Origin of the sequence: Pseudomonas sp. R1-15, from assembly GCF_051132085.1 — a bacterium.
Taxonomy (GTDB): domain Bacteria; phylum Pseudomonadota; class Gammaproteobacteria; order Pseudomonadales; family Pseudomonadaceae; genus Aquipseudomonas.
In genome coordinates, this window is record NZ_CP071660.1 from 2,296,216 (window position 1) to 2,323,154 (window position 26,939).

Sequence of the window (26,939 nt, forward strand, 5' to 3'; positions counted from 1 at the left end):
GTCGGCACATTCAGCATCGATGCAGGCTGATCCACCGCCATCGCGAGCAAGCTCGCTCCCACAGGTTCGGGGCACGACGATGTTACAGTGGCCGTTATCCACCCTTCATCATTGAGGATCCGATGCCTGTCAGTCTCCCCAGCTCCGTCGCCTACCGCGCCTTCCTCTTCGACATGGACGGCACGCTGCTCAACTCTGTCGCCGCCACCGAGCGGATCTGGACACGCTGGGCCATGCGCCATGGCCTGGACGTGGCGAAATTCCTGCCGACCATCCATGGCGTGCGCGCTGTCGACACCGTCGCCCGCCAGAACCTGCCGGGCGTGGATGCCCAGGCCGAGGCCGCGCAGCTCACCGTCGAAGAAATCGAGGACGTGGAGGGAGTGGTCGAGGTGCCCGGTGCGCTGGCCTTTCTCAAAAGCCTGCCGCCGACGCAATGGGCAATCGTCACCTCGGCGCCCATGGCCTTGGCTTTGCGCCGCATGGAAGCAGCCGGGATTGTGCGTCCGGCGGTGATGGTGACTGCTGAAGACGTGAGCGCCGGCAAGCCAAACCCCGATTGCTATCTACTCGCGGCGCAGCGCTTGCAGGTGAAACCGCAGGAATGCCTGGTGTTCGAGGATGCCGAAGCCGGGATCAAGGCCGGCGAGGCGGCGGGCGCGGACGTGATGGTGGTGACGGCCACGCACACGCATCCGGTGGTGACGTTGCACTCGCAGATCGAGGATTACCGTGGGCTGAGCGCCACGGTGGAGGGCGGATTAATACACCTTCCAAACCACCGCTAAACCCCTGTGGGAGCGAGCTTGCTCCGGGCGGCGATCCGACGATAGCGTTCGTTCAGCCAGCACTGATGCTGGATGGACCACCGCCATCGCGAGCAAGCTCGCTCCCACATTGGATCTGCGGTGATTCGATCAGGTCAGGTCACCACGCGATAGCACGGCACATACGCCGCGCCGCCCGGCAGTTTCATCCGGTGCTGGGCGACGAAGGCCTGCAGCAGCCGATCAAGCGGTTCCATGATGGCGGAGTCGCCGTGGATCTCGTACGGGCCGTGCTCCTCGATCAGACGGATGCCCTTGTCCTTGACGTTACCGGCGACGATTCCCGAAAACGCCCGGCGCAGGTTGGCGGCCAGTTCGTGGGGCGGCAGGTCGCGGCTCAGGCCGAGGCTGGCCATGTTGGCGTGGGTCGGGTCGAACGGGCGCTGGAAACCTTCGTCGATCTTCAGCAGCCAGTTGAAGTGGAACGCGTCGTTGCGCTCGCGGCGGAACTGCTTCACTTCTTTCAGGCCTTGGGTCATCTGCCGCGCCACTTCGGCCGGATCGTCGATGATGATCTGGTAGTGCTTCTGCGCGGCTTCGCCCAGGGTCGCGCCGACAAACGCGTGCAACTGGTCCAGGTACGGCGCGGCGCTTTTCGGTCCGGTGAGCACGACCGGGAAGGGTAGGTCCTGGTTGGCCGGGTGCATGAGGATCCCCAGCAGGTAGAGGAACTCTTCCGCCGTACCGGCGCCGCCCGGGAAGATGATGATGCCGTGGCCGACGCGCACGAAGGCTTCCAGGCGCTTCTCGATGTCCGGCAGGATTACCAGCTCGTTGACGATCGGGTTCGGCGCCTCGGCGGCGATGATGCCCGGCTCCGTCAGGCCCAGGTAACGCCCGCCATGGATACGCTGCTTGGCGTGGGCAATGGTCGCGCCTTTCATCGGGCCTTTCATCACGCCGGGGCCGCAGCCGGTGCAGATGTCCAGGCTGCGCAAGCCGAGTTCATGGCCGACTTTCTTGGTGTATTTGTATTCTTCGGTGTTGATCGAATGACCGCCCCAGCACACGACGATTTTCGGTTCCACGCCGGGACGCAGGGTGCGGGCGTTGCGCAGCAGGTGGAAGACGTAGTCACTGATGCCCTGGGACGAACTCAGGTCGATGCGCTGGCTGTCCAGTTCGTTCTCGGTGTAGACGATGTCGCGCAGGGCGCTGAAGAGCATTTCCCGGGTGCTGGCGATCATCTCGCCGTCGACGAACGCATCGGCCGGCGCGTTCAGCAGCTCCAGGCGCACGCCCCGGTCCTGCTGGTGAATGCGGATCTCGAAATCCTTGTAGGCTTCGAGGATGGTCTTGGCATTGTCGACATGGGCGCCGGTGTTGAGGATAGCCAGGGCGCACTGGCGGAAAAGATCGTAGATGCTGCCGGAACCGGCTTCGCTCAGTTGCTGGACTTCGCGCTGGGACAAGGTCTCCAGGCTGCCCTTGGGGCTTACCGAGGCGTTGATTACATGTCTTTGAGTCATTCAGCTTTCCTTGAAAACGATGCCGCGCGCACGACGGCGGCATCTTTGAAAAAACGTCCACGCAGGAAGATCGCACGATCCTTGCGGTATCGCCATGGACTTTGATCCGGGTCCTTCGGGTCGGTGCAACACAAATGAGCCCCAGCATAGCCAAATCGACCGGGGAGGCGATAATGCGCGAGTCTTTTCACGCCACACAAGGAAAATGCGACGCGATGTTCGAGATCAAACCGTGGGACGCCGTGACCTACCGGCAGCAGACCCGCCGCAGCACGCTCATCCTCGCCGTGGTATTCCTGGCCTTGGCGATGCTGCTATCGAGCCTGGCGGTGATGCTGTTCGGCACACCCGGGGGCGATAATTTTCGCTTCAACGTGGGCGGGGTTTTCGCCGCCGTGCTGCTGATGGCCGCGCTCATGCGCGGGTATTTCTGGCAACAGCCGTGGATGACCGCGGCGGTGTACGGCTGGCAGCTCAAGCGCAGCCTGATGAGCGTTACCAACGTGATGCACCAGGTGAAGGCTGGGGTGCAGGCCCAGGATCCGGCGGCGATGAAGCTGCTGCGCTTCTATCACTTGGGCCTGGCCCAGATGCACCTGCTGGATGCCAACTCCAGCGACCAGGCCTCGTTGAGTCGCGAGGCCGATGAACATCTGCAGAACATGCAGGCGCGCGGTCTTGACCCCGAGCAGTCGCGCCTTGACCCGGCCTGGATCGATACCGTGAAACAGGCCTATAAAGCCCGCGATTAGCGGCCGCTCGTCGGTTGCTCAGGTGAAAAAATCAAACCCGGGTGAACGGGCGCCTTTCTCATGAACAGTCATGAAAAGGAGAGTCGAGATGCCTGGAAAAATCACTCAAGGAACCTGGGCCATGCTTTGCGTGGCAACGGTGGGGTTGGCAGGCTGCGCGGGCGGCGACAGCCATTCACCGGTGGACGCGCCAGGAGCCGCGAAGAGCCCGACCACCGCGACGCTGGAAGCCGGGGCGGGGCTCATGCAGAACAAACCCCCGTTGCAAGCGCTGGACACCTACCTGGATGGCTTCCATTTCTATAACGGGCGGATGTCCGGGCAAATGGAAGCGCATCACTACTGCACGGCACTGAACGAAGAAGTGTTCCAGTGCGCCATCTTTGATGCCAACACCGCGAACGCCAAGCTCATGGGCGTGGAGTACATCATCAGCAAGCGCTTGTTCGAAGGCTTGCCGGCCGGCGAGAAACAGTTGTGGCACAGCCATGTGCATGAGGTGAAGTCCGGGCAACTGGTCGCGCCAGGGATCCCCGAGGTGGCGGAAACCCGCTTGATGAAAAACCTCGTCAGCACCTACGGCAAGACCTGGCACACCTGGCACACCGAACAGGGCAACGCGCTGCCTTACGGTGTTCCGCAACTGATGATGGGCTTTACCGCCGACGGCCAGATCGACCCGCAGTTGGTGCGTGAGCGCGACAGCCGGATGGGCGTCTCCAGCGAAGAGAAAAAACGCGCCCGCGCGGCAATCGAAGCGCTGACAATCGATCCCGGTGCGGATGCTTGGCAGAAGGGGCAGGTGTGGCAGATCAAGGACCCGACGGGGCATGCTCATTAAACGCGAATTTGCCGAATATGCTTTTGTGGCGAGGGAGCTTGCTCCCGCTGGGTTGCGTAGCAGCCCAAGGCAATCAACTCGGATACTGTGTTTAATTGGATAATTATCAGGGGCTGCTGTGCAGCCCAGCGGGAGCAAGCTCCCTCGCCACGGGGGGCAGGGATAAATTAATTACGGCTGTTTGAAGTGCCCTGGAACATCATGTTCCGTTTCGTTTGGTTTGGTTCTTTTCTGAACTTGGACGTCGCTTATTCCGACGCTTTTCAATTCGGTGAAGGTCACTCTCAAGAGTGCCTCGGCTTCTTCGGTGCTCAGGGTCTCGGTGTCAGCCGCCAGCACCCGGTTATCGGGCTGGCCGTCGGCAATGAAACTCACAATGAATCGGTCCTGGCTCATTCGTGACCTCGACAGGTTTAAGCGCCAGGGCGCAGCAACGCTACGCCCCAACGGTTTTTCCGGGTTACGATTTTCTGCCGCCGCCATGGCTGCGTTCGCCACCTTTCTTACCGGCTTCAGAGGCTTTTTCCCGGTCGTTGGCAAAGTTTCCGCCGGAAGCATGTCCGCCTTTCTTGCCGGCTTCGGATGCTTTCTCTCGGTCGTTTGCGAAGTTACCTGGGTTTTTGTTTCCGCTATTAGCCATTTCGAGAATCCTCATTTTGGTTAAGCGAGTAAAACGTGCCTCGCAGTACTGTGAAAGAAATCTGCGGATGGAAGTTTAAAAAAAACGTTTCGCTGGCGACGAACGGTATCAACTAAAGAATTAACGCCTGGTAACTTATACAGCCGTCTCGCTTGAACTTGTACAGCATCGATTTAATTAATAAGGCAAGCGGCGGCAAATTGTATTTATTCATCATCGAAGGTGTGATTCAGTCCTCGCCGCCGCTGACTTTCCAATGTTTCGCCTCGGGCGCAAACACCACTTGTTCCACCCGGTGTGCAATGCCGAAAGCCAACGAATTTTCCGCCGGTATCACTCGCTCCTCGGCGCACAGGCATTTGAAGATATCCAGTTGCGTGGCGGCGCCGGCGGTTTCCTTGACGTAGATTTCCACGTACCGCGCCACGTCGTTGTCCAGGCTCGAGAGGTATTCACGCAAGCGCGAGTGATCCACTGATTTCTGGCCGAAATACCAATTCATCGGGTGTATCAGGAAGCGTGAATGCGGGGTGGTGGTGCGGTCGCTGGCGGCCAGGTACATGACGATGCCCATCGACTCGATATTGCCGGCATTCACCGCGCGCACGGGCACCGGAAGGGATTTGATAAAGGTATAGAGGGTGAAACCGAAATTGGTGCTGCCACCGACGGTAGAGAGGTTGAGCATCAGCGAGTCGGCGCCTTTTTCAATGGCTTCCAGGCAATTGTCCCGGAAGCGCTCGGTGGTCCCCTGGTCGATCTGGCAATGGAAATGGACGATGTGTTCGGACATCTGAAACTCCTCTCGACTTCACGCGTTGACGAGTCTGCGGATCAGCGGCTCTGTACAGTTGGGAGTCCACCGGCTGTCGGATGTTCCACTTCCGTCATGCGCTTGTTCAGGTCCGGCAATCAGCCGCCGCTTCGCTCAACAGGCTTCGACGGCTTGGGCCATACGCTGCAGGAACATTGTCAATGCGGCTTCTTGCGCACTGAGTCCCTTGCGTTCGCGAGGTTTGGGCAGGTCGCTCAGCACACCGCCCATGAAGCCTTCCAGCACGGCGGGGTGGATGTAGCATTTGCGACAGACGGCAGGCGTATTGCCCAACTGCCGGGCGACCTGCCTGACCATTTCGGCAGCGTGTCGCTTGGCTTCGGTCTCGGTTTCCCACTGCAATGTGCGCAGCCCGTCCAGCGCCGCCGCGCTGCCTGCCCAGGTGCGATAGTCCTTGGCGGTGAAATCGGCGCCGGTGAGTGTCTTGAGGTAGGCGTTGATGTCCGAAGAGGTGACGGCGTGGCGCTCGCTGTGTTCGTCCAGGTACTGGAACAGGTTCTGCCCGGGAATTTCCTGGCAGCGCTTGATGATCCGTGCCAGGCGTCGGTCCTTCACGGTGATCTGGTGTTCAACGCCGCTCTTGCCACGGAACTGGAAAGCGATGGCGCTGCCGTTGACCGCGACATGCTTGTTGCGCAGCGTGGTCAGGCCGTAGGAACGGTTGTCCCGGGCGTATTGGCTATTGCCGACGCGGATCAGCGTGACGTCGAGCAGCGTGATGACCGTTGCGAGGACTTTATCGCGGCTGAAACCGGGCGTGGCGAGGATTTCCTCGAGGCGTTTGCGCAGTCGCGGCAGGGTGCGGCCGAATTCGAGCATGCGTGAGTACTTGTCCGCATCGCGCACTTCGCGCCAGCGCGAATGGTAGCGGTACTGCTTGCGTCCTCGGGCGTCGCGTCCGGTGGCCTGGAGGTGGCCGCGCGGGTCGGTACAGATCCACACATCGGTGTAGGCCGGCGGAACGGCCAGGGCGTTGATCCGCTGGATTTCGGCGGGATCGGTAATGCGCTGGCCCGACGGGTCGAAGTAACAGAACTTGCCCCGCAGTTTGCGGCGGGTGATGCCCGGGGCGGTGTCGTCGACGTAGTGCAGATCAGCCGGGAGTGCATCGGGCGGCAGGGTGTCGGGCATGTTTGATCCTTGGCGATGAATTCGAATGGCCTCTGAATTGATTGACCGCCGCCCGTTGCGGTCGTGCCGAGATTCTCACGTCGGCACAGTCCAGTCCCCTGTGGGAGCGAGCTTGCTCGCGATAGCGGTTTGTCTGACACGGGGATGTTGGATGTACCGGCCCCATCGCGAGCAAGCTCGCTCCCACAGGGGCTGTGTCGATACCTACGCCAACACCGCCACCGCCTTGATCTGCGCCCACAGCATCTGCCCCGGATGCAGCTTCAACTGATCCCGGGAATACCGGGTAATCCGCGCCAGCAACGGCGTGCCAGCGGCCTCCAGCCGGATCAGTACATGAGCCGCGTTGTCGCCCGCCAGTTCGCTGACGACCGTCACCGGCAGGCGATTGAGAATGCTGGTCTGTGCATCGTTCGCCAGGCTCAGGCTGACATCCCGCGCCTGTACCTTGAACCGCAACGGCCGGCCGACAGCCATCGGCTGATGGGCGACACGCACTTGCAGCTGGCTGTCGGGCAGGGTCAGGGTGAGTAGCTGGTATTGCGGGTCATGGGCGCTGACTTTGCCCTGGATCACCACGCCCGCGTCATCGCCCTGGGCCAATGGCAGGTCGAGTCGCGCCAGGGTCTCGGCGATCGGCCCGCTGGCCAGGGCGCGCCCGGCATCGAGCAGCACGATGTGATCAGCCAGGCGCGCGACTTCGTCCTGGGAATGGCTGACGTACAGCACCGGGATGTCCAGTTCATCGTGGAGTCGTTGCAGGTAAGGCAGGATTTCGTTTTTGCGCCGCGTATCGAGGGCCGCCAGTGGCTCGTCCATCAACAGCAGTCGCGGGCTGGTCAGCAAGGCGCGGGCGATGCCGACGCGCTGGCGTTCGCCGCCGGAGAGGTTATGGGGTTGCCTGTCGAGAAGGTGACCGATGCCGAGCAGTTCCGTCGCGTGGTTCATGTCCACGCGCCGTTGCGCCGGTGCTACGCGTTTGAGGCCGAACGCCAGATTGTCGCGTACCGACAGGTGGTCAAACAGGCTCGCCTCCTGGAAAACATAGCCCAGCGCGCGCTGATGAGGTGGCACGAATACGCCGCGCTCACTGTCTTGCCAGACCTCACCATTGACCTCGATGAAGCCCTGTGAGGGTCGCTCCAGGCCGGCGATGCAGCGCAGGCAGGTGGTCTTGCCAGAGCCGGATTCGCCGTACAGCGCCGTCACCCCACGGCCAGGCAATTGCACGTCCAGGTCGAGGAAAAAGTCGCCGTGGTCGAGTTGAAATCTTGCCTGGATCATCGCTCAGCTCCAGCCGGCACGGGTTCGGCGGCTGGAGTACAGCGCCAGCAGCACCAGGAAGGAAAACCCCAGCATCGCCGCCGCCAGCCAATGGGCCTGGGCATATTCGAGGGCTTCGACATGGTCGTAGATCTGCACCGACACCACCCGGGTCTTTTCCGGGATGTTGCCGCCGATCATCAGCACCACGCCGAATTCACCGACCGTGTGGGCGAAACCGAGAATCGCCGCGGTGATAAAACCGGGTCGGGCCAAGGGTAGGATAACGTGGAAAAAAGTGTCCCACGGGCCTGCTCGCAGCGTGGCGGCGACTTCCAATGGACGATTGCCGATGCCGGAAAACGCGTTCTGCAAGGGCTGGACAACAAACGGCATGGAATAGATTACCGAGCCGATCACCAACCCGGTAAAGCTGAAGGTGAGGGTGCCCAGGCCGAGAGCCTGGGTGAACTGGCCGATCCAGCCGTTCGGACCCAATGCCAGCAACAGATAAAAGCCAATCACGGTGGGCGGCAACACCAGCGGCAGGGCCACCACCGCGCCCACCGGCCCGCGCAGCCAGGATCGGGTGCGCGACAGCCACAGGGCGATGGGTGTGCCGATGAGCAGCAGGATCACCGTGGTCAGCGACGCCAGTTTCAGCGTCAACCAGATGGCCGCGTAATCGGCGCCGGTCAGCGGCATCAGCGTTGATAACCGAAGGACTGGATGATGGCGGCGGCTTGCGGGCCCTTGAGGTATTCCATCAAGGCCAGGGCGGCAGGGTTGTCCCGGCCTTTAGCGAGAATCACCGCGTCCTGTTTGATCGGATCATGCAGCTCGGCCGGGACGATCCATGCCGAACCGCTTGCCAGCTTGCCGTCCTTGTACACCTGGGACAGGGCGACGAAGCCCAGTTCGGCGTTGCCGGTGGAAACGAACTGATAGGCCTGGGTGATGTTCTGGCCTTCGACGAGCTTGTTCTTCACCGGCGCGGACAGCCCGAGTTTTTCCAGGACCTGGGTCGCGGCCAGGCCATACGGCGCGGTTTTGGGGTTGGCGATGGACAGGTGCGTGAATGCATTGTCGCGCAGGACCTGGCCCCGGTTGTCGACGTAGTTGTCCTTGGCCGACCACAGCGCCAACGTGCCGATGGCGTAGGTGAAGCGCGAGCCCTTGACGGTAGCGCCTTCGCTTTCGAGCCTGGCCGGGGTGGTGTCGTCGGCGGCGAGGAAGACTTCGAAGGGCGCACCATTCTGGATCTGCGTATAAAACTGCCCGGTCGCGCCATAGGCGGCTATCAGTTTGTGGCCGGTGTCTTTTTCGAAATCGGCGGCGATGGCCTGTATCGGCGCAGTGAAGTTGGCAGCGACGGCTACCTGCACCTCGTCGGCTTGAGCGGCACTGACACAAAAGCAGGTAGCCAGCAGCAGCGGGGCGAAAGGGTTCGAGCGCATGGGCAGGGTTCCGTGGGGATGGGTTCGCTATATAGCGGAATATATAGCGAATGTCTGGGAAACGGAACGCGGCATTTTGCTGGGAATTTGCGGTGACAGGGCCACCGCCTTCGCGAGCAGGCTCGCTCCCACACTGGATCTACGGTGGATGCGGGATCAGATCCGACACAAAACCCTGTGGGAGCGAGCCTGCTCGCGAAGGCGTCAGTCGACCAAGTCAGCCCTTGAACCGCGCCAGCGCTTCTTCGGCCAAGCGCCGGGTCAGTTCGCCGCTCGGCAGCTCACGCCCCAGGGGGAAGGCCTGGCCGGCCCAGAGGTTGGCGAAATCCGCTTCGTCTTTCGCCCGCAGCGGCATCAAGGCGCCGCCCGCCAGGGGGAAAGCCGGCGCGAGCGGGCTCATCGGGCCGACCTCGCGCATCACCCGGTTGACGATGCCCCGGGCCGGGCGGCCGGTGAACAGGTTGGTAACGGCGGTCTGGCTTTCCCTGGCCGTGCGTAGCGCCCGGTGGTGGGAAGGTGTGACCTTGGCTTCCGGTGTGAACAGATAAGCGCTGCCCAACTGCACCGCCGACGCCCCCAGGGCAAACGCCGCGACAATCCCGCGCGCGTCGCCGATCCCGCCGGTGGCGATCACCGGCACCTTCACCGCATCCACCACTTGCGGCAGCAGGGCGAACAGACCCACCTGGGTGTTGAGGTCCTCGCTCAGGAACATCCCGCGATGACCGCCGGCCTCGTAGCCCATGGCGATGATCGCGTCGCAGCCATGCTGTTCGAGCCAGATGGCTTCTTCGACGGTGGTGGCCGAGGAGAGGATTTTCGCGCCGGTGGCCTTGACCCGATCCAGCAAGGATTTTTCCGGCAGGCCGAAGTGGAAGCTGACCACCTTGGGCCGCAGTTCCTCCAGCACGCGACAGGCCGCATCATCGAACGGGGTGCGATTGGACACCGGCGTCGGCGCTTCGAAGTCGGCGCCCAGTTCTTCGTAATAAGGCTTGAGCCGCTGTTTCCAGGCCTCGGCCCGTTGTTCATCGAACGCCGGTGGCTGGTGCGAGAAAAAATTCACGTTGAACGGTTTTTCGGTCTGTTCGCTGATGGTCGTCAACGCCTGGCGCAGTTGCTCCACGTCGAGCATCGCCGCCGGCATCGAGCCCAGCCCGCCGGCATTGCAGGTGGCGACTACCATGGCCGGACCGGTTACGCCGGCCAGAGGCCCCTGGATGATGGGCAGCTCGATGCCGAGCAGGTCGAGAATGCGGGTGTCTGGCCACTGACTCATGTTCGGGTGTCTCCGACGGCAGAAGGAAAGCGTGTTTTTAGCAGGTGTCGCCCGGCCAGGACCAGTCGAGTTTTTCAATCGATGTTCGGGTTTGATCCGGGCAAAGGGATGGGTACCATGCGGTTTCCCCCATCAAGGAACTCGATCCATGGACGTGAAACTCAAGACTGTCGAACCCTTCACCGTCGCCGGTTTGCAGGTGCGCACCCGCAATGCCGACGAGCAGCAAGGCGACACGGCAAAGATCGGCCCGATGTGGCAGCAGTTCTTCACTGAAGGGCTGTTCGAAAACGTTCCGGCCCGGCAGTCCGAGTCGTTCGTCTATGGGGTGTATTCCGATTACGAGTCCGATGCCACCGGCTACTTCAACGTGACGGCCGGTGTGCAGGTCGATGCCACGAGCGCAGGTTACCCCGCCGTGGACGTCGAGGGCGGGGACTACCTGGTGTTTTCAGCCAAGGGGCCGATGCCCGATTGCGTGATCCAGGCCTGGGGCCTGATCTGGGCGTACTTCGCCGATAATCCGCAGACCGTGCGCCGGTTCACCACCGATTTCGAGGTCTACAACGCGCCCGACTCGGTGGCGATCTATATCGGCGTTCAGTCTGCGGACGAGCGTTCCAGCGCCAGCAACTGACGCTTGCGCTCGACGCCCCAGCGATAGCCCGAGAGGTTGCCGTCGCTGCGCACCACACGGTGGCAGGGGATCGCCACGGCGAGGCTGTTGGCGCCGCAGGCCTGGGCCACGGCGCGAACGGCCTTGGGCAGGCCGATGCGCTGGGCGATCTCGGCGTAGCTGGCGGTGCTGCCCGGCGGAATCTCCCGCAGGGCCTGCCAGACCCGTTCCTGAAAGGCCGTGCCGCGCAGGTCCAGCGGCAGGTCGAGGCCCAGGGCCGGCGCTTCGATGAACCCCACGACCTGGGCAATCAACTGCTCGAATTCCCGGTCGGCGCCGATGAGGTTGGCGCGGCGGAATTTGTCCTGCAGGTCGCGCACCAGTGCGTCCGGATCATCCCCCAGCAGAATCGCGCACACGCCACGGTCGCTTTGCGCCACCAGGATCGCCCCCAGGGAGCACTGGCCGACGGCGAAGCGAATGTCGGTGTTCTGCCCGGCGGCGCGGTAGTCGGCCGGTTTCATGCCGAGGACTTTGTCGGCGGCTTCATAGAAGCGGCTGTTGGAATTGAAACCGGCGTCATACAGCGCCTCGGTCACCGTCCCGGCTTCGGCCAGGCGTTCGCGCACTTTGCGCGAGCGGTGGGCGGCGGCGTAGGCCCTGGGCGTCAGGCCGGTGACAGACTTGAAAACGCGATGGAAATGAAAAGGGCTCAAACCCGCGCTCAGCGCCAGTTCATTCAGGCCTGGCAGTTCCTCGGCGGCCTCGATCTGCCGGCAGGCGGCCGCGACCCGGGCGGCCTGTTGCGCGGCGATCTGGGTCTGGTCCCTGGCCACGCGTTTGCTGGGACGATAACCGGCCGCCTGGGCCTGTTCCGGTGTGTCGAAGAATTCGACGTTACGCGGGTTGGGCAGGCGCGACAGGCTGCTGGGGTGGCAATAGATGCCGGTGGTTTTCACGCCATAGACAAATTGTCCGTCGGCGCGCGGATCCCGGGCGAGCACGGCGGCCCAGCGTGGGTCCTGTTCAGAGGCGAGAGTGTTTGAAGAGCTGTTCATGGTCGTTATTCCATTGGCCCGTTTTGCCTACAGTAGCGAGCCATCCAGGTGGCGACACTCCGGGTCTTGCGGTTGAATTCTGCGCTGTTATCCGGCCATGCGGAACGTCAGATTGATCCGCTGGGCACCCAGCGTCGGATGCTCTCCCGGCTTGAGTGGCAGCACGCCGTGGAAACGCAAGCGATCCACACCGCCCCAGACCACGACGTCGCCGTGGAACAGCGCAATGCGCTGGCTTTTGTCGCTGCGCTCGAACCCACCGAACTGGAACATCGCCGGCAGGCCAAGGGAGAGCGAGACGACGGGGGCCGTCAGGGAGCGTTCGTTCTTGTCCTGGTGCAGCGACATTCGGGCGCCGGGCACGTAGCGGTTGATCAGGCAGGCATCGGGCTCGAAGTGTTCGAACCCCGCCTGCCGGGCGGCGTTACGGGCCAGTTCGCGAAACAACTGTGGCATGTCGGGCCAGGGCTGGCCGGTCTGCGGATCGTGGGCCGTGTAGCGATAGCCGCTGCGGTCGGTGGTCCAGCCGAGCGCGCCGCAACTGGTCAAGGCCACCGACATGGTAAAGCCGCCGGGCGTGACCATCTGCCGGAATGGCGCCGCTTGCAAGACGCTTTCCAGCGCCGGCAGCACGCGGTCGAGCCAGGGCAGGGCAAACCCGCGTAATACGAAGGATTGCTGGCCGATCTGTTCGACCTCGCCGGGCGTGGTGGGCGGTTGATCGGCGAACAGATCCAGGGTGATGGGCGTGAGGTCATTGCGCATCATGAAAAATGATCCCAAGTGTATGCCGGCGGCCGCTGTGCAAGCGGCTGACGCCATGGCGCAGGTTCACTCGATAATAACCGCGAACGCCGTTGACGGGTCGCTGGTGTACGGCGAATACCACGGCGTCGCCCTGTTTCAGATCGATGACCTGTGGTCGTGACTGCATGCGCGGGCGCTGTTCGGTGAGGACAAATTCGCCGCCAGTAAAGTCCTCGCCCGGCTCCGCCAGCAGGATCGCCACCTGCAATGGGAATACGTGCTCGCCGTACAGGTCCTGATGCAGGCAATTGTAGTCCTGCGGGCCATATTGCAGCAGTAGCGGCGTAGGGCGTTGTTGGCCGGCGTCGTGGCAGCGCCGGATGAAATCGGCGTGCCGGTCGGGATAGCGCACAGGCAGGCCCATGCAATCGTTCCAGCGATTGGCCAGCGGCACCAGCCGGGCATACAGCGATTGACGTAATTGCTGGACGACCTCGGGCAGCGGATAAGCAAAGTACTGGTACTCGCCGCGTCCGAATCCATGACGGGCCATCACCACCCGGGAGCGAAACAGCCCCGGGTCGCTGTACAAGCCTCGCAGCTGCAGGCACAGCGCTGCCGGCAGCAGGTTGCGAATGATCGCGCAGCCGTCCTTGTCGAGGCTTTGTTCCAGGGCGGGCCAGTCGAGGTCGGCGATGGGGCGGGGCAGGGAGGACTCAGAGGGCATGATTGCAATCCTGAATGGGAGGACTGCCCAGTCTGAGCACTACTGCGTCGCCCGCACCCCGATTCTTGCGGTGTGATGAGCTTTCTGTAGCGAGGGAGCTTGCTCCCGCTGGGTGGCGCAGCCGCCCCAATCAGGCAGATGAAGCCATTATGATGTACCGCGTCAATGCGTTTTACGACTGCTGCGCAGCCGAGCGGGAGCAAGCTCCCTCGCCACGAAAGGCATTTTGTCCCGCCGTTCAGAGGGCCTTGCTGACCTTGAGGTCGCTGATCACATCATCGCTCTCGCCATGCAGCTTCTTCAGCTCTGCCAGGGCTTCTTCCTCGGTGCCATTTTGCAACTGCGCGAACTCGAAGCGGCGTTCGCCGTTGAGCTTGTACTTGATGACGTATTTGGTCGTCTGGGCCACGGTTATTCCTGTCTTCGTCTGGGACGCTGCTCAGCTCAGTTTCGAGCTGGAGCGCCGGATGATCTTGATCTTGTGGGTCAGGGTCGGCTTGCGGGTAACGCTGATGGCGCGACGGTTGACGGTATCGATGGTGATGTTCCAGAAGCCTGTGCTCGGTGCGGTGATCCGTGCCGGGAACGTGTCGAACGCGCCGCCATGGTACGTATGCCGGCCACCGTTCTTGAAGCTGCGGAAATTGGCGTCGTTCATCAAACGGATGTTGCACATTTGGGAGCATTCGATAACGACGATATCGTCCTCGTTGAGGTGCTCGCGCTGGTGGATGAATTTCAAGGGTGCCTCCAGAAGGGCATTTCTTGCCGGGTCAGGACAGAAGATGAAGCAAATAATGGCGCGCAGTTTATCAGCACCACGGGTTAATATCCGACCCCTGTCCCAGGCTGGGCTGATTTATTACCGGCCACTGGGTAAAAAAGCGCAGCGCAGGGGAGAAAAGCAGTGTTTATGCTGTCGGAGGGTCTTTATCGGAGGAATCGTATGAAGCGCAGCGTGTGGGTATTGGCTTTGGCCCTGAGTGGATGTGCGTCGGTATCGGACATCAACCAGACACCGCCCACCATGAGCGTCATCTCCGGAAAGAAGCCCCATGAATACGCCCGGTGTGTTGCCGACAAGCTGCTCGAGAGCCGTGGCCCGCTGCAAATGGAGCCGCATAAAAACGGCGTTCGGGTGATCGTTCCCGGCAAGCTGTCGGCGCTGCCGGCGGCGGTGTTCGACATTGACGAGCGCTCCAGCGGCAGCAGCATCAAGCTGCATGAAAGCATGTCCAACGTGCCCGTGCGCCCCGGGGATGTACAGGACGCGGCCAACGCCTGCATTTCCGGTTGAGCGTGGGCTCGGCCTGACGGATCGCCAGGCATCGGTTAAACTGCCACCCTCGATACAAGAATGCCGCCACGGTCGCCGTTGGCGGCATTGTCATTTATGGAGCCCGGTCAATGAAACGCGAACAGGTGCGCGAGCGCCATGCAGAAGGCCTGATCTGCGCCACCCACGTGATCCAGAACCCTGGGAGCCCGGGCGAGTGGATTGTGTTCTTCAAGAAAAGCGCCGGACGCAGTTTTTTCCTGGTGGACGACCAGGACGAAGTTGAATCCTTCTCCCGGCTCGACGACCTGATCGAGACCTTGCGGGGCCTGGGGATCAAGTTCGCCGAGATTCACATCTAGTTTATTTGCCCACTTTTATTTGCACACCACGACGACACTGCGGCTGCTGAAGTTGCCCACGTCGACCCCCAGAGTCTTTTCGCTTTCCTTGGCTTGTGGTGTGCCGTCGGTGCCGACGATGCGATAACCCGTGCCGGCGCAGGACGCATCGGCTTTTTCGTAGCAGGTCGCCCAGGAATTGGCTTCGCCCGAGCAGTCGATGGCCAGGCCTTGTTCACCGTTGGCCAGGTAGGTTTTTTCCGCTGAGGCACAGCCCGCCAGGGCCAGGACTGTAAACAGCGCCAGAAGTGTTTTCATGGGATCGTCATCGAGAGGGGGGAGGAATGGCGCGAGATTATAGCGAATGGCCATTCCGGTACAGCTAAACCACAGTTCTCATCAAGGCAATGGCGGGATGGCCCGACTATTTCTTGCGGCGAGTATTGCGTGCCGGAGCTTTTTCGCGCTCCCGGGGCGCCGGGGCAGAGCGCTCATCCTGGAATACCGCAGCGACTTCCACCGCCATGGCCTTGCTGGGCAAGGGGCCGGCGACCTGTTCACCGTGGTAATTGGTAATCCACCACTGGCCGTCCTTGTCCTGGCTGACCGAGTAACCGTTTGCGTTTGGAGTTGCCGACATCTAATTGCCCCGTTGGCGTGATCAAGGCGGCCATGATACGTCAAAAGCTCGCAAACAGCGCCCATGGGCGTACAGTGGGACCGCTGGAACCATCGAAGCGAAAGGCGATTGAACTATCCGCCGGTTTATTTCTCTATGATGGCATCGGTTGGCCAGCGTGGGCATTGTAAGGTGCCTGCGGCCTGATTAGACTGCGCCGAAACTCGTACATACCGCCTTTTCAAGGACTTATATGATCAAGAAATGCTTGTTCCCAGCAGCCGGTTACGGTACTCGCTTCCTGCCAGCGACTAAAGCCATGCCCAAAGAAATGCTGCCGGTGGTGAACAAGCCACTGATCCAGTACGGTGTCGAAGAAGCCCTTGACGCAGGCCTGACGGAAATTTCCATCGTCACCGGCCGTGGCAAGCGCGCCCTGGAGGACCATTTCGACATCAGCTACGAGCTGGAAAACCAGATCAAGGGCACCGACAAGGAAAAATACCTGGTCGGCATCCGCAAGCTGCTGGACGAGTGCTCGTTCTCCTATACCCGCCAGACCGAAATGAAAGGCCTGGGCCACGCGATCCTGACCGGTCGCCCGCTGATCGGTGACGAACCGTTCGCCGTGGTGCTGGCGGACGACTTGTGCGTCAACCTCGAAGGCGACGGCGTACTGACCCAGATGGTCAAGCTGTACAAGCAGTTCCGCTGCTCCATCGTGGCGATCCAGGAAGTGGATCCGCAGGAAACCAACAAGTACGGTGTGATCGCCGGCGAGATGATCCGCGAAGACATCTACCGGGTTCACAGCATGGTCGAGAAGCCAAAGCCTGAAGACGCACCGTCGAACCTGGCGATCATCGGCCGCTACATCCTGACTCCGGACATCTTCGACCTGATCGAACAGACCGAGCCAGGCAAGGGCGGCGAAATCCAGATCACCGACGCCCTGATGAAACAAGCCCAGAACGGCTGCGTAATGGCCTACAAGTTCAAGGGCAAGCGTTTCGACTGCGGTGGCGCCGAAGGTTACATCGACGCGACCAACTTCTGCTTCGAGAACTTCTACAAGACCGGCAAGGCTTACTGATAGCCTGCACCGCGCCTTGAAAAAACGCCCCGACTGGTTCGGGGCGTTTTTTTTGCCTGCCGCTCCAGACGCTGAATCCTCGTTGAATTGCGACTGCTTCGCAGCCGAGCGGGAGCAAGCTCCCTCGCCACAAAGGCGACCTGCGAAATGCCGGTTGGCTTTTGCGCTTGCGCCCCCATAATCATTTCCATCGCTGCCCGATCGGGCTGCTCCATGCAGGAACAGCAGGTATGCTGACGGCCTGCCGAAGGAGATGAATGATGGTCTACGATTTTGACCTGTATGTGATTGGCGCCGGTTCCGGCGGTGTTCGAGCCGCACGGTTTGCCGCCGGTTTTGGAGCCAAGGTGGCCGTGGCGGAAAGCCGCTACCTGGGCGGCACCTGCGTGAATGTCGGCTGCGTGCCGAAAAAACTGCTGGTCTACGGCGCGCATTACGCCGAGGACTTCGAGCAAGCGTCGGCCTATGGCTGGACAGCGGGCAAGGCGAGTTTCGACTGGGCCACGCTGATCGCCAACAAGGATCGCGAGATCGATCGCCTCAACGGCATCTATCGCAACCTGCTGGTCAACAGCGGTGTCACGCTGCATGAAGGTCACGCGAAGATTACCGGCCCTCACGAAGTGGAAATCAACGGCCAGCGCCACACCGCACAGCACATCATGATCGCCACGGGCGGCTGGCCGGTGATCCCGGAGATTCCCGGGCGCGAGCACGCCATCAGTTCCAACGAGGCGTTTTTCCTCAAGTCGCTGCCCAAGCGCATGCTGGTGGTCGGTGGCGGCTATATCGCGGTGGAGTTCGCCGGGATTTTCCATGGCATGGGCGCGCAGACCTCCTTGCTGTATCGCGGCGACCTGTTCTTGCGCGGTTTCGACGGCGCGGTGCGCAAACACCTGGCCGAAGAGCTGCAACGCCGTGGCCTCGACCTGCAATTCAAGGCCGACATCCAGCGCATCGACAAGGAAGCCGACGGCAGCCTGAAGGTGACGCTCAAGGACGGTCGCACGCTGGTCACCGATTGCGTGTTCTACGCCACTGGCCGCCGCCCGATGCTGGACAACCTCGGCCTGGAAAACACCGGCGTCACGCTGGACGACAAGGGTTTTGTGCAGGTCAACGAAAAGTACGAGACCGCCGAGCCGTCGATCCTGGCGATTGGCGACGTGATCGGTCGCGTGCAGTTGACCCCCGTCGCACTGGCCGAAGGCATGGCAGTGGCGCGGCGCCTGTTCAAGCCCGAGCAATACCGTCTGGTGGATTACCGGATGATTCCCACGGCCGTGTTCAGCCTGCCAAACATCGGCACCGTTGGCCTGACTGAAGAGCAGGCACGGGAGGAGGGCCATGAGGTGCAGATTTTCGAAAGCCGTTTCCGGCCGATGAAGCTGACTCTCACCGAGTGCCAGGAGCGCACGCTGATGAAGCTGGTGGTCGATGCCAGCTCCGACAAGGTGCTGGGTTGCCACATGGTCGGGCCGGACGCCGGGGAAATTGTCCAGGGCCTGGCGATCGCCCTCAAGGCCGGGGCCACCAAGCGCGACTTCGACGAGACCATTGGCGTGCACCCAACCGCCGCCGAAGAATTCGTCACCATGCGCACGCCAACCGCCTGATTGGCGCCTGCGAACCAAGGCTGTGATCCATCGGTCCAGCCTTGTGAACTGTTTGGCAACTGCCGCGATCAACAAAGGGTCGCCTGTGGCAGGTCCACAGATTTCTTTTATCTATATAGATTCCTGATAGCCAAAACCAATCATTCGCATGAGCTTTGCCAATGAGCCAGCGGCGGCATGAGTGGCTAAGATTCACTTCATCAACTTCTCAACCCCTGACGGAGAGTCAACGATGCCTATCATCAACAGCCAAGTTAAACCGTTCAAAGCTACCGCTTTCAAAAACGGCGCATTCGTCGAAGTCTCGGACGCCGACCTGAAAGGCAAGTGGTCTGTCGTGTTCTTCTACCCGGCTGACTTCACCTTCGTTTGCCCAACCGAACTGGAAGACCTCGCCGACAACTACGCCGAGTTCCAGAAGCTGGGTGTCGAGATCTACAGCGTGTCGACCGACACTCACTTCGCCCACGCTGCCTGGCACAACACCTCGCCAGCCATCGGCAAGATCCAGTACACCATGATCGGCGACCCGACCCTGGCCATCTCCCGCAACTTCGACGTGCTGATCGAAGAAGCCGGTCTGGCGGATCGCGGTACTTTCGTGATCAACCCGGAAGGCCAGATCAAGATCGTTGAAATCAACGACGGCGGTGTAGGCCGTGACGCTTCCGAGCTGCTGCGCAAGATCAAGGCTGCTCAGTACGTTGCTGCCCACCCAGGCGAAGTCTGCCCAGCCAAGTGGAAAGAAGGCGAGGCCACTCTGGCTCCGTCCCTGGACCTGGTCGGCAAGATCTAAACCAGTGCGTTATCCGAGGGCGATTCGCTCTTAGCCAAGTAAGCCGCTTCGCCCCAAAAAACGCCCGGGCGAGATTCGCTCGGGCGTTGTTTTTTCTGAAATTCAAACATGGAAATCGCCCGTATGTTGGACGCCAATCTTAAAGCTCAGTTGAAGTCATACCTGGAACGGGTCACCCAGCCGATCGAGATCGTTGCATCCCTCGACGACGGTGCGAAATCCCAGGAAATGCTTGCATTACTCAAAGACGTTGCCAGTCTTTCCAACCAGATTACCTTGCTCGACAACGGTACTGATGCGCGCAAGCCATCGTTCTCGTTGAATCGCCCGGGAGCCGATATCAGCCTGCGCTTCGCCGGCATTCCCATGGGGCACGAATTCACTTCGCTGGTGCTGGCCCTGCTGCAAGTCGGCGGCCACCCTTCGAAGGCCAGTGTCGAAGTGATCGAACAGATCCGCTCGCTCAAGGGCGAGTTCAACTTCGAGACGTATTTCTCGCTGTCATGCCAGAACTGCCCGGACGTGGTCCAGGCGTTGAACCTGATGGCGGTGCTGAACCCGAACATCCGTCACGTCGCCATCGACGGCGCGCTGTTCCAGGCCGAAGTCGACGAACGCCAGATCATGGCGGTGCCGAGCATCTACCTGAACGGCGTGAACTTCGGCCAGGGCCGCATGGGCCTGGAAGAAATCCTCGCCAAGATCGACACCAGCGGCATCGAGCGTCAGGCCGAGAAGATCAGCGCCAAGGATGCTTTTGATGTACTGGTGGTCGGCGGTGGCCCGGCCGGTGCTTCGGCAGCGATCTACGCGGCCCGTAAAGGCATCCGCACCGGCGTCGCGGCCGAGCGTTTCGGCGGCCAGGTGCTCGACACCATGGCGATCGAGAACTTCATCTCGGTCCAGGAAACCGAAGGCCCGAAACTGGCCGTCGCCCTGGAAGAGCACGTCAAGCAGTACGACGTCGACATCATGAACCTGCAACGTGCCGACGCTTTGGTCGCTGGCAAAGACGGCGGGCTGCATGAGATCAAGTTCGCCAGCGGTGCGAGCCTCAAGGCCAGGACCGTGATCCTGGCGACCGGTGCCCGCTGGCGTGAAATGAACGTGCCGGGCGAGCAGCAATACCGCAACAAGGGCGTGGCGTACTGCCCGCACTGTGACGGTCCGCTGTTCAAAGGCAAGCGCGTAGCGGTGATCGGCGGCGGCAACTCCGGCGTCGAAGCGGCTATCGACCTCGCAGGTATCGTGGCTCATGTCACCTTGCTGGAGTTCGACGTGCAATTGCGTGCCGACGCGGTGTTGCAGCGCAAACTGCACAGCCTGCCGAACGTGACGGTGATCACCAACGCCCAGACCACCGAAGTGACGGGCGACGGCCAGAAGGTCAACGGTTTGCGCTACAAGGACCGTCCAAGCGGTGAAGTGCGCGACGTGACGCTGGAAGGCATCTTCGTGCAGATCGGCCTGTTGCCAAACACCGATTGGCTCAAGGGCACCGTCGAGCTGTCGCCGCGTGGCGAGATCATCGTCGATGCCCGCGGTGAAACCTCGATTCCGGGTGTGTTCGCCGCCGGTGACGTGACCACCGTGCCGTACAAGCAGATCGTGATCGCCGTGGGAGAGGGTGCCAAGGCTTCGTTGAGCGCCTTCGATCACCTGATCCGTACGTCCGCCCCGGCCTGACGCCAGCCGCTGGAAAAACAAACCCCATGGGCCACGGCTCATGGGTTTTTTTTTGGATCATGCATAACCCTGTGGGAGCGAGCCTGCTCGCGAAGCGGTGTGTCAGCTACGTCATTGTCAACTGATCCGCCGCCTTCGCGAGCAGGCTCGCTCCCACAAGGGCTCCACCATAAGGAGAAGGCCGTGAGGTCTACAGCGGTGCAGGCTGAATGATCTCGACCCAGTAGCCATCCGGGTCCTTGATGAACGCCAGGCTCTTCATGCGGCCATCGCTCAGGCGCTTCTGGAAGTCGCAGCCCAGCGCTTCGAAGCGCTCGCAGGCGGCGACGACGTCCGGCACCGAGATGCAGATGTGGCCGAAACCGCGCGGGTCGCTGTTGCCGTTGTGGTAGGCAAACGCCGGATCGTTTTCGGTGCCATGGTTATGCGTCAGTTCGAGGATGCCGGGGATCGACTTCATCCACTCGGTACGCGCCGCGGCGTCTGCCGGGATCTGGCTCTTGTCGACCAGTGCGAGGAAATAAAGGCTGAATTCGGCTTCGGGAAAGTCGCGTTTTTCCACCAGCGAGAAACCCAGTACACGGGTGTAGAAATCGAGGGACTTGGTGATGTCCTTGACCCGCAGCATGGTGTGGTTGAAGACGAATCTGGCCGTGGCGGCGTCGGGCTGGGCAGTAACGCCTGGGAAAGTGTCGAGTTCGTGCAGGCTCATGGGCCCTCCGGAAAATAAGTGGGGCAAACGGCGTCGCAACCGGGCTGCGACGGTTCCTGGGCTTGCGTCAGATGGCTTCCTTGCAGGTGCGTTCATGATACGCAAGGCGCGCGCCATCGCCAAACCGCGTGTGGCTATTGCCTGGTGCTGCGGCGGGCTTCAGACTTTACGATTCGTCCTTGAGTGCAACGCAATGATTCGACCTTGTCTTACGCTGTTCATTCTCTTGTCAGCCGGCATTGCGAGTAGCGGTGCCCTTGCGCTCGAACCGCAGGTTGCATGGCCATCGGGCTGGGTAGTCGAATCGCTCCCCGCGCAGGCGTCCGCGCCGGCGGCTGCGCAGTCGATCAGTCGTGAACGCGCGACCAAGAACGATTCCGCGGGTAATGCGGTGATGGTGATGGAACTGACAACCACGCCCGTCGAACCCGATCATCAGGTCAACTTGCAAGGTGTGTTGCTGGAGATGCGAAAATCCGTTCAGAAGGATTTTTTCCAGGGCGGTTATCAAAGCGTCTGCAATAAGATTCATTCTTCCCTGTTGGGCGGGACTGCAGCGCTGGAAACCACTTGCACGATCACGCAGAACGGCAGACATGTGTTGTCTCAAACACTTGTTGCTGCGCTAAAAGAGGGCAGGGCGTATGTGCTGTCCTACGCCGGCCAGGCCCAGGTATTTGTTCAAAGCCAGGAGGAAGTTCAGTCTGTAAGAAATAGCCTGAAATTCTAATGCGTCTAATACTCAAGGCTTGATACTGAAGTTGTCCGGCACAAAAAAGCCCTGAACCAGTCAGGGCTTCTCAATAATGCCGATGGTCAACCGCGCAACCAGGAATCAACGGTTTGAGCCCCGTATTGTTCCTTCCACGCTTTCAGGCCGCGGTGGTTGCCGCCCTTGGTTTCGATCAGCTCGCCGGTGTGCGGGTTCTGGTACACCTTGACCACGCGGGCGCGGCGGGTCTTGGTTGGCTTGACCGCCTGCGGGCCGGCCTTGGACGGCTTCGGATCAAGAATGGCGACGATGTCGCGCAAGCTCTTGCCGTAGGTTTTCATCAGCCCCAAGAGCTTTTCTTCAAATTCGATCTCTTTTTTCAGCCCGGCGTCATTCTTCAGAGATTCCAGCTGTTTGAGCTGCTCCTGAAGGGCCCTTTCGGCTGCACGGAATTCAGCGAGTCTGGACAATATCGTTACTCCAATCAAAATGTCTGGCTGATACAAACCGCCAACAAAGCATTAAGCCAAGCGCTTTGTAGCGACTCGATGATAATGACTTCCTGCTCTCTGGCACAGGCAAAAAAATTGTAGTAGTTAATTCAGAAAGTGTAAATCGTAACTTTTTCGTTATGTAACAGGAACAATTGTTCCAACGCGTGTGGCGTGTATCGGTCAATCGAGCGGTGTCGTGGGCGGGTTTTTAGCGGCGGTCAGCGCAGCATTGAAGTCTTGGCCACTAATAGGCCGGCCAAACAGATAGCCTTGTAGAAAGTTGACGTTGTGAGCCGTCAGGTAATCGCTTTGCTCAACGGTTTCGACGCCCTCTGCGACGATCTCCAACTGCAGTTTTCCCGACAACTCGATGATGCTGTCCAGGATATGGCGTGACAGCGCATCGGCGCCGATCATCGCGACGAAGCTTTGATCGATTTTCAGAAAGTCGACGTTGAACTGCTGCAAGTAGCCCAGGCTGGAATGGCCGGTGCCGAAATCGTCGATGGCGATCTTGACGCCCAGATCGTGCAGCAGCTCGAACAGTTGGTGGGTCACTGGGCTCGGTTCGATCAGCTCGCGCTCGGTCAGTTCCAGCACCAGCGTGACGACGCCCGGTGGGAACGCGGCCAGGAACTCGCGGCAATCCTCCAGCAGCGCCAGGTCCTTGCAGTGGCGGGCGGTGATATTGATACCGACATGGAACGGCGCCTCCAGCAGGGGCGCGAGCGGCGCCAGCAATTGCCTGGTCTGCTGCATCAGTGCCTGGGTCATCGGCACGATCAGCCCGCTGTGTTCGGCGAGCGGGATAAACAGGTCCGGACGCACCAGGCCTTCCTTGGGGTGGTTCCAGCGCATCAGCACCTCAACCCCGGCCCAACGCTTGTCGTCGCCGCGCACCACCGGTTGCAGATACGGCACAAACTCCCCGGCCTCGAGAGCGCGTAGCAGTTCATGGCTGGGGGAGGAGGCGCGTTTCTGTGTCCAATGCGCGAGCAGCGCCGCGATGGCGCCAAAGACAATCAGCAGGCTGAACAGCGGCGGATATTCCCGCGTCATGTAGCGCCAGGTTTCCCCTTCATCGAAGCCGGCTTCGACGTTGAAGGCATAGCGTGACGAGGCCAACTCGTTGCGAGCTACCGGCTGGGCAGGCGGCGGGGTTTGCCGAACCTTGCCGTCCGCCGCCAGCCAGCTCGGTCCTACTTGCAGCAACAAACGCGTCTCGCCGCCAATCAGGCGCAGGACATTGGCCAGGTGGTAACCGTCCAGTGTCGCCAGTGCCCCTTGCCGGCCCTCGTTGAGCCGGTAGACCAGCAACGCGGTGTCGGGCGTGACCGGGTTGCCGTCCATCAGCCACAGAGTGCCCTGGTGGTAATTGTGCGGGTTGACCGGCTCCTCGAATTCGCCGAACAGCGAGCTGCAGTACAGCGTGTCGTCCCATATCAGCTTGGTCGAACGGACGAAGGGCCGGCGGGTCACCTGGTCACGCAGGGCCAGTTTTACCGCTTCGCAAGGTTGACCGGCCAGGGGCAGCAGTGCGCGCGCCGCCAGCGCGGTATTGTCGAGCATCAGCTCGACTTGCCGGACCAGCTCTCCCGCGGTCTGGCGGGCCTGCTGTTGCAATGTCCGTTCGGCCTGGATATGGAGAATGCCCACCCCCGAGAGCACCGGCAGCACCCCGAAGAGCAGGGTGATCAGATTGCGACGGGACCGCTTGCGTATCTGTGTGGCGGACAATGGCATCGGTACGACCTTGTTGAGCCTGGGCGGGGGACAGCGTCGATGATAGACGGCCAGGCGGTTGCGCGCCCGCCGGCCTCCAGATGGCTTATGGTTGCCGGGCCACTTCGATAAACGCCAGCGTCGCGGGCGAGGCCTGGCGGCTATCCAGCACCGCGAGGCCGATCTGGCGCGGAACGCGCGGCGACAAGGGACGTACGACAAACCCGGGATTTTCCATGGCTGGCAGCGAACCCTCGGAAACCACGGTCACGGCTTCGCCCCGGCTGACCACATCCAGCGTGCTGAGCAGTTGCGAACAGCGATAGCGGATATTCGGCGTGAGCCGGGCGGCGCTGAACAGCCGCCGGACCACTTCCGAGGAGCCGGCCTCGGTGAGTATGAAGGGGTCGTTGCACAGCGCCTTGAGCTCCACGCAGGCGCGCTCGGCGAGGGGATGATGGGTGGGCAGCAGGGCAACCATCTGGTCTTCCATCAAGGCGAACGTATCGAAGCGTTCCTCGGGCAGGACCACGAAACCGACGTCGATCCGTCGTTCATCCAGCCATTGCAGCACTTGCCGGTCCGGCCCTTCATCGATGTGCACTTCGATTCCCGGATGCAGGGTGCGGTACCGCTGCAGGATGGCTGGCAGCAGTTTCATCGACGACGTCGGTCCGAACGAGCCGATACGCAGGGTCCCACGGCGCATGCCGCGGGCATCCGCGGCCTCCTGTTGCAGGGTGTTGGCCAGGCCGAGCATGGCCCGGGCACGCAGCAACAATTGCTGGCCGATGTCGCTGAGCTCGACAAGGGATTGATGACGCCTGAACAGTTCGACGCCCAACTCCTGTTCCAGGGATTTTATCGCATGGGACACCGCTGACTGGCCGATGCCCAGGCGTGTCGCGGCCGCGGTGAAACCCTGCAGTTCGGCGACCAGCGAAAAGATTTCGAGTTGGGTGAGGGTCATGAGTAAACGCTCATTTTACGATGATGTTTCATGAGCGGAACAATACGCCATCCCAGCGACACACGGGACATTGATTAATCTCCTAGTGGTGGACTATGAAAGCCCTGGAACAAACTGCCTCGACACCCTCGGACCTGCCGGTTTACCTCAAGCTTGCGATGGTCACGATGATCTGGGGCGGCACCTTTGTGGCCGGTAGGATCCTTGCCGATGCGCTGACGCCGATGTTCGCCGCCAGCTTGCGTTTTCTCCTGGCGAGCATCGCGTTGCTGCTGTTTCTCGGCGTCGCCGGTATCCCCCTGGCCAGGCCCGGCTTGAAGCAGGGCCTGCAGCTAGCGGCGCTGGGGTTCTTCGGGATCTTTTTCTACAACCTGTGTTTCTTCCATGGCTTGCAATACATCAACGCGTCGCGCGCCTCGTTGATCGTCGCGTTGAACCCGGCAGTGATCGGCTTGGCCTCCTGGTGTTTGTTCAAGGAACGGTTGGGCCGCTTTAAAGTCGCCGGTATCGTGCTGTGCATCGGTGGGGCGGGGCTGGTCATCATCAGTCGCGAACCGGCGCTGTTGCAGGCGACGGAACAGGCTTGGCGCGGGGATCTGCTGATTTTCGGCTGTGTGCTGGGGTGGGGCATCTATTCGCTGTTTTCCAAAGGCCTGAATGAGAGCCTGGGTCCTTTGCAGACAGTGACCTGGTCGATCCTGCTGGGCACGCTGATGTTGTGGCTGGCGTGCGCAGCCGGCGGTGAGGTCCGCTTCGAGGCATTGCGCGGGCTGGACCTCAGGCAATGGTTGAGCCTGCTGTACCTCGGCGTGCTGGGTTCGGCCCTGGCCTATATCGCCTGGTATCAGGGCATCCGCCGGATCGGTGCGACGCGTTCCGGCGTCTTCATTGCGCTCAACCCGCTGACGGCGGTACTGCTGGGCGCGATGCTGCTCGACGAACGGCTCACTTTGTTGATGTGCGTAGGCGGCGGGTTGATCCTGGCGGGGATCTTCCTGTGCAACAAACCGCTTGCACGTTCGGCAAAAAAGACGATTTGATACCTGAGGCGGACAAATATGGTTACGCTGTGTAGAATCGGGTTACGCATATAAGAATAAGGTCTTCTGGCAGCAGAAGCCTCGCCCGCAATAGCCTTGGGTCGACAATGAAGATACTTGGGTTTCAACTGATCTATGGCGACTTCCTCGCCCGCAGTGTCCGCGGCATTTCCTGCGCGCCGCCCCGCGTCCTCAGCATCACTGGCAACTAACGTTTTTT

32 protein-coding genes are annotated in these 26,939 nt (G+C 61.2%); 12 read left to right on the forward strand and 20 right to left on the reverse strand.

What is annotated here, in order from left to right; translation table 11 throughout:
• Positions 1-122 precede the first annotated feature (122 nt).
• Positions 123-788 carry an HAD family hydrolase gene (locus tag J3P97_RS10520; RefSeq protein WP_434674092.1) on the forward strand — a complete coding sequence of 222 codons (666 nt, stop codon included), beginning with the start codon at positions 123-125 and terminating at the stop codon, positions 786-788.
• Positions 789-922: 134 nt separating this feature from the next.
• On the opposite strand, the gene ppnN is transcribed toward J3P97_RS10520, so the two are convergent.
• Positions 923-2,296, reverse strand: a complete 1,374-nt coding sequence (ppnN, locus tag J3P97_RS10525) for a nucleotide 5'-monophosphate nucleosidase PpnN (RefSeq protein WP_305495382.1) — start codon at positions 2,294-2,296, stop codon at positions 923-925.
• A 215-nt stretch (positions 2,297-2,511) separates the two neighbouring features.
• Between ppnN and J3P97_RS10530 the strand changes: the two genes are divergently transcribed.
• Entirely contained in the window at positions 2,512-3,048 is a 537-nt protein-coding gene (locus tag J3P97_RS10530) for a DUF3087 family protein (RefSeq protein ID WP_434674093.1), read from the forward strand.
• 88 nt (positions 3,049-3,136) lie between these two features.
• Complete coding sequence (locus J3P97_RS10535; protein WP_434674094.1) at positions 3,137-3,889, forward strand: OBAP family protein; 753 nt, start codon at positions 3,137-3,139, stop codon at positions 3,887-3,889.
• A 171-nt stretch (positions 3,890-4,060) separates the two neighbouring features.
• Here the strand turns inward: J3P97_RS10535 and J3P97_RS10540 are convergent, their stop codons facing one another.
• From J3P97_RS10540 to J3P97_RS10575, 8 genes are all read right to left on the reverse strand, one after another.
• Positions 4,061-4,372: a hypothetical protein gene (locus J3P97_RS10540; protein ID WP_434568913.1), complete on the reverse strand. Its 312-nt coding sequence runs from the start codon at positions 4,370-4,372 to the stop codon at positions 4,061-4,063.
• Entirely contained in the window at positions 4,350-4,529 is a 180-nt protein-coding gene (locus tag J3P97_RS10545) for a general stress protein (RefSeq protein WP_186614672.1), read from the reverse strand. The genes J3P97_RS10540 and J3P97_RS10545 overlap by 23 nt, the downstream gene beginning before the upstream one ends.
• Positions 4,530-4,758: 229 nt before the next feature.
• On the reverse strand, positions 4,759-5,322 hold the full coding sequence (locus tag J3P97_RS10550) for an ATP-dependent Clp protease proteolytic subunit (protein ID WP_039592957.1): 564 nt from the start codon (positions 5,320-5,322) through the stop codon (positions 4,759-4,761).
• Positions 5,323-5,457: 135 nt separating this feature from the next.
• On the reverse strand, positions 5,458-6,495 hold the full coding sequence (locus J3P97_RS10555) for a DNA topoisomerase IB (protein ID WP_434674095.1): 1,038 nt from the start codon (positions 6,493-6,495) through the stop codon (positions 5,458-5,460).
• Positions 6,496-6,699: 204 nt separating this feature from the next.
• Positions 6,700-7,779 carry a molybdenum ABC transporter ATP-binding protein gene (modC, locus tag J3P97_RS10560; protein ID WP_434568911.1) on the reverse strand — a complete coding sequence of 360 codons (1,080 nt, stop codon included), beginning with the start codon at positions 7,777-7,779 and terminating at the stop codon, positions 6,700-6,702.
• A gap of 3 nt (positions 7,780-7,782) precedes the next feature.
• Positions 7,783-8,463, reverse strand: a complete 681-nt coding sequence (modB, locus tag J3P97_RS10565; RefSeq protein ID WP_434674096.1) for a molybdate ABC transporter permease subunit — start codon at positions 8,461-8,463, stop codon at positions 7,783-7,785.
• Positions 8,463-9,215, reverse strand: a complete 753-nt coding sequence (gene modA / locus J3P97_RS10570; RefSeq protein ID WP_434674097.1) for a molybdate ABC transporter substrate-binding protein — start codon at positions 9,213-9,215, stop codon at positions 8,463-8,465. Before modA ends, modB begins: the two co-directional genes overlap by 1 nt.
• A gap of 217 nt (positions 9,216-9,432) precedes the next feature.
• Positions 9,433-10,494 carry an NAD(P)H-dependent flavin oxidoreductase gene (locus J3P97_RS10575; protein ID WP_434674098.1) on the reverse strand — a complete coding sequence of 354 codons (1,062 nt, stop codon included), beginning with the start codon at positions 10,492-10,494 and terminating at the stop codon, positions 9,433-9,435.
• Between the two features lie 148 nt (positions 10,495-10,642).
• On the opposite strand from J3P97_RS10575, the gene J3P97_RS10580 reads away from it, so the two are divergent.
• A complete protein-coding gene (locus J3P97_RS10580; RefSeq protein WP_434603932.1) occupies positions 10,643-11,131 on the forward strand; it encodes a GyrI-like domain-containing protein in 489 nt (162 codons plus the stop codon).
• On the opposite strand, the gene ada is transcribed toward J3P97_RS10580, so the two are convergent.
• The 5 genes from ada to J3P97_RS10605 all read right to left on the reverse strand — a co-directional run bounded on the left by ada (position 11,095) and on the right by J3P97_RS10605 (position 14,384).
• Positions 11,095-12,168: a bifunctional DNA-binding transcriptional regulator/O6-methylguanine-DNA methyltransferase Ada gene (ada, locus tag J3P97_RS10585; RefSeq protein ID WP_434674099.1), complete on the reverse strand. Its 1,074-nt coding sequence runs from the start codon at positions 12,166-12,168 to the stop codon at positions 11,095-11,097. The genes J3P97_RS10580 and ada overlap by 37 nt on opposite strands.
• 87 nt (positions 12,169-12,255) lie before the next feature.
• Entirely contained in the window at positions 12,256-12,933 is a 678-nt protein-coding gene (gene alkB, locus J3P97_RS10590; RefSeq protein ID WP_434674534.1) for a DNA oxidative demethylase AlkB, read from the reverse strand.
• Entirely contained in the window at positions 12,923-13,642 is a 720-nt protein-coding gene (locus J3P97_RS10595) for a 2OG-Fe(II) oxygenase (RefSeq protein WP_434674100.1), read from the reverse strand. The genes alkB and J3P97_RS10595 overlap by 11 nt, the downstream gene beginning before the upstream one ends.
• A 238-nt stretch (positions 13,643-13,880) precedes the next feature.
• Positions 13,881-14,051, reverse strand: a complete 171-nt coding sequence (locus tag J3P97_RS10600; protein ID WP_305495364.1) for a hypothetical protein — start codon at positions 14,049-14,051, stop codon at positions 13,881-13,883.
• A 30-nt stretch (positions 14,052-14,081) separates the two neighbouring features.
• On the reverse strand, positions 14,082-14,384 hold the full coding sequence (locus J3P97_RS10605; protein WP_003182962.1) for a DUF1883 domain-containing protein: 303 nt from the start codon (positions 14,382-14,384) through the stop codon (positions 14,082-14,084).
• Positions 14,385-14,588: 204 nt separating this feature from the next.
• On the opposite strand from J3P97_RS10605, the gene J3P97_RS10610 reads away from it, so the two are divergent.
• Both J3P97_RS10610 and J3P97_RS10615 read left to right on the forward strand, forming a co-directional pair.
• A complete protein-coding gene (locus J3P97_RS10610) occupies positions 14,589-14,939 on the forward strand; it encodes a hypothetical protein (protein ID WP_434568904.1) in 351 nt (116 codons plus the stop codon).
• Between the two features lie 110 nt (positions 14,940-15,049).
• Entirely contained in the window at positions 15,050-15,280 is a 231-nt protein-coding gene (locus J3P97_RS10615; RefSeq protein ID WP_305495360.1) for a hypothetical protein, read from the forward strand.
• 15 nt (positions 15,281-15,295) lie between these two features.
• On the opposite strand, the gene J3P97_RS10620 is transcribed toward J3P97_RS10615, so the two are convergent.
• Positions 15,296-15,577 (reverse strand): hypothetical protein, encoded by a 282-nt coding sequence (locus J3P97_RS10620; protein WP_305495358.1) that lies wholly within the window; start codon positions 15,575-15,577, stop codon positions 15,296-15,298.
• A gap of 106 nt (positions 15,578-15,683) precedes the next feature.
• Entirely contained in the window at positions 15,684-15,899 is a 216-nt protein-coding gene (locus J3P97_RS10625; protein WP_305495356.1) for a hypothetical protein, read from the reverse strand.
• A gap of 232 nt (positions 15,900-16,131) precedes the next feature.
• Here J3P97_RS10625 and galU point away from each other — a divergent pair, with 232 nt between their 5' ends.
• The 4 genes from galU (at position 16,132) to ahpF (ending at position 21,069) form a co-directional block, all read left to right on the forward strand.
• Positions 16,132-16,971 (forward strand): UTP--glucose-1-phosphate uridylyltransferase GalU, encoded by an 840-nt coding sequence (galU, locus tag J3P97_RS10630; RefSeq protein ID WP_039592970.1) that lies wholly within the window; start codon positions 16,132-16,134, stop codon positions 16,969-16,971.
• Positions 16,972-17,231: 260 nt separating this feature from the next.
• On the forward strand, positions 17,232-18,587 hold the full coding sequence (gorA, locus tag J3P97_RS10635; RefSeq protein ID WP_434674535.1) for a glutathione-disulfide reductase: 1,356 nt from the start codon (positions 17,232-17,234) through the stop codon (positions 18,585-18,587).
• Positions 18,588-18,819: 232 nt separating this feature from the next.
• A complete protein-coding gene (ahpC, locus tag J3P97_RS10640) occupies positions 18,820-19,383 on the forward strand; it encodes an alkyl hydroperoxide reductase subunit C (protein WP_011061677.1) in 564 nt (187 codons plus the stop codon).
• A gap of 123 nt (positions 19,384-19,506) precedes the next feature.
• A complete protein-coding gene (gene ahpF, locus J3P97_RS10645; RefSeq protein ID WP_305495341.1) occupies positions 19,507-21,069 on the forward strand; it encodes an alkyl hydroperoxide reductase subunit F in 1,563 nt (520 codons plus the stop codon).
• Positions 21,070-21,259: 190 nt separating this feature from the next.
• On the opposite strand, the gene gloA is transcribed toward ahpF, so the two are convergent.
• Entirely contained in the window at positions 21,260-21,781 is a 522-nt protein-coding gene (gene gloA / locus J3P97_RS10650; protein WP_434603941.1) for a lactoylglutathione lyase, read from the reverse strand.
• A gap of 193 nt (positions 21,782-21,974) precedes the next feature.
• On the opposite strand from gloA, the gene J3P97_RS10655 reads away from it, so the two are divergent.
• Positions 21,975-22,511 (forward strand): DUF4946 domain-containing protein, encoded by a 537-nt coding sequence (locus tag J3P97_RS10655; protein ID WP_434674536.1) that lies wholly within the window; start codon positions 21,975-21,977, stop codon positions 22,509-22,511.
• A gap of 86 nt (positions 22,512-22,597) precedes the next feature.
• Here J3P97_RS10655 and J3P97_RS10660 read toward each other — a convergent pair whose 3' ends face one another.
• The 3 genes from J3P97_RS10660 to J3P97_RS10670 form a co-directional block, all read right to left on the reverse strand.
• Positions 22,598-22,963 (reverse strand): histone-like nucleoid-structuring protein, MvaT/MvaU family, encoded by a 366-nt coding sequence (locus J3P97_RS10660; protein ID WP_434574225.1) that lies wholly within the window; start codon positions 22,961-22,963, stop codon positions 22,598-22,600.
• Positions 22,964-23,167: 204 nt separating this feature from the next.
• Positions 23,168-24,730 carry an EAL domain-containing protein gene (locus J3P97_RS10665; RefSeq protein ID WP_434674101.1) on the reverse strand — a complete coding sequence of 521 codons (1,563 nt, stop codon included), beginning with the start codon at positions 24,728-24,730 and terminating at the stop codon, positions 23,168-23,170.
• An 85-nt stretch (positions 24,731-24,815) separates the two neighbouring features.
• On the reverse strand, positions 24,816-25,679 hold the full coding sequence (locus J3P97_RS10670; RefSeq protein WP_434603943.1) for a LysR family transcriptional regulator: 864 nt from the start codon (positions 25,677-25,679) through the stop codon (positions 24,816-24,818).
• A gap of 95 nt (positions 25,680-25,774) precedes the next feature.
• On the opposite strand from J3P97_RS10670, the gene J3P97_RS10675 reads away from it, so the two are divergent.
• Complete coding sequence (locus tag J3P97_RS10675; RefSeq protein WP_434568899.1) at positions 25,775-26,719, forward strand: DMT family transporter; 945 nt, start codon at positions 25,775-25,777, stop codon at positions 26,717-26,719.
• Positions 26,720-26,939 lie beyond the last annotated feature (220 nt).